Source organism: Paenibacillus herberti, from assembly GCF_002233675.1.
Lineage (GTDB): Bacteria > Bacillota > Bacilli > Paenibacillales > Paenibacillaceae > Paenibacillus_O > Paenibacillus_O herberti.
The window spans coordinates 1-1,956 of record NZ_NMUQ01000005.1 but is presented as its reverse complement, the minus strand read 5'-3'; the positions used below and the strand labels follow the sequence as shown (position 1 = coordinate 1,956).

The window sequence follows — 1,956 nt, the reverse complement described above, 5'->3', positions numbered from 1 at the left end:
GCAGGCGCGTTTGTAAGTCACGCTCGTCAAATGACCTTAAAGCTGTCTGCATCATTTCAAAACCAGAGGGTCTGGCGACGGATGGAACAAAAAAGTATTTTATTGGAATGAACGAGTAATCCCAAAATTAGTCTTGGAAATCCCGTTGCCCCTTCATCTGGGGAGGGGGAAGGTGACGGCTTATTTCATCCACTCTGGATTGAATCGCAACTATCGCCTCCATAACTGGATGAGATGCCCAAGCCCATTTGTCTCAAACGACTGATTCTATAGGCTTTCGTAATTTAGGTTCAAGATTTTTCTCTTTAATTTCACCAGCATATTTCTTGACACCCGCATAAAGTATTATCCCGCTTAACAGGACACTTCCACTTGTAATCACTTTCTTCAAATGATCACTGCCTTTCACTGCTACTATTATGTGTTTTCCATTCATCAATTTTGTTTTTAATATTTTCTTTATCTTGTGCATTTTTAAAGTCTAAATATATTAACTTGGTTAGCCTTCGCTCGTTCTTTACAGTAATGTCTAATCTCTTTTTATGCACAATTACACTCTCAATATCCTTATAATGAAGTGTAAAATCATCAACATTTAATTGGTTATCAGTAAAGCTTAGTTCTCTATTCTTCAGTTCCTTTATTGTATAAATGATCCACGGGACATATAAAAATATAACGAATAGATAATAATAGTTATTGCTTTGACTCCAGATAATTATAGTTAACATCATAACAACGCCAAATATTATGTTACTCAAAGTTGGTCTTGTAATTTTAATTAAGACAGTTTTCACTTCTTCCATGATTATCCCCTTTTCTATGGTTACAATCTTAGTTAGGGCTTAATTTCATCTAGAGTTAGTTGAGGAAGTGGTTTTGATTTATAGTAGCGGTGTTTTACCTGAGTTAACTAATTTTATTATTATGTATTTTCCATTCATCAATTTTGTTTTTGGTATTCTCTTTATCTTGTGTATTTTTAAAATCTAAGTATATTAGTTTGGTCAGCCATCGTTTGTTATTCACAGTAATATTTAATCTCTTTTTATAAACGACTACATCCTCAATATCTTTATAATAAAGTGTAAAATTACCTGCGATTAATTGGTTATCAGTAAATTTTAGTACTCTACTTTTCAGTTCCTTTATTGTACAAACGATCCATGGAACATAAAAAAACAAAGAAAGTAGATAATAATAGAAGTTACTTTGAGCATATGAAATTAAGGGTGGCGTCACTAAAAAAACAAGGGCATATAATAAACCACTCAAGTTGGGTTTTGTAATTTTAATTAAAACAGTTTTCGTTTCTTCCATTTTCATCCCCTTTTCTAAAATTACAATTAACTCTCACTTTAGCAGACGAAGCGACGTTTTACTATATTTTACTAACCCAAAGTTTAGGATATACATGGCTTTCAAGCGAATTATTAGACGGAATCCATTGTGCCTCAGTCAATTACTTTTCACCTGAATCAGCGACGTCAACCAGCTTTGTTCCATCATGCTTCCCTAGGCCGCCCTCCCCAAACATCTTTAAATAAATATCTATTATTGGCTTATCTGGAGGGTTGATTTCTTTGGGTATTTCATGAGTATTGAAAAACTTTAAATCTCTTACTTCACTCTCATTCTTAATTAGATTGCCTTTATATTCATGACATATATACGCTGCCACAACATTATAAACTTCGTCTCCATGAGGATACTGATAATAAAGCTCTTTATCAGAGAAGACATTAAACAAAGCAATATTCCCAGCAAGTAAGCCTGTTTCTTCAAATAATTCTCTTCTTGCTACTTCTTCCATTGACTCTCCTGGCTCAAGTGATCCTCCTGGCAACCCCCAAAGCCCATTATCTTCTCTTAGTTGTAACTATTTAGCCCCCTAATGAACTTGGACAGTACACCCCTTACCCCGATACAATAATGTTGAGGCGGAGGGGAACGGAA

Annotated in this window: 2 protein-coding genes and 1 pseudogene; all 3 read right to left on the bottom strand. The window is 34.5% G+C overall.

Translation table 11 applies throughout. From position 1 onward, the window contains the following. Positions 1-395 precede the first annotated feature (395 nt). Positions 396-806: a hypothetical protein gene (locus CGZ75_RS24225; RefSeq protein ID WP_089527006.1), complete on the bottom strand. Its 411-nt coding sequence runs from the start codon at positions 804-806 to the stop codon at positions 396-398. Positions 807-909: 103 nt separating this feature from the next. Next, positions 910-1,320, bottom strand: coding sequence for a hypothetical protein (locus CGZ75_RS24220; RefSeq protein ID WP_089527005.1), 411 nt, complete (start codon positions 1,318-1,320; stop codon positions 910-912). Positions 1,321-1,462: 142 nt separating this feature from the next. Further along, positions 1,463-1,852 (bottom strand): annotated as a pseudogene (locus tag CGZ75_RS24215) (NUDIX hydrolase); the annotation flags it as partial. Between the last annotated feature and the right edge of the window lie 104 nt (positions 1,853-1,956).

Bases quoted from the DNA above. Each gene is read 5' to 3' on its own strand.
- CGZ75_RS24220 (WP_089527005.1), bottom strand. From the start codon at position 1,320: ATGGAAGAAACGAAAACTGTTTTAATTAAAATTACAAAACCCAACTTG.
- CGZ75_RS24225 (WP_089527006.1), bottom strand. From the start codon at position 806: ATGGAAGAAGTGAAAACTGTCTTAATTAAAATTACAAGACCAACTTTG.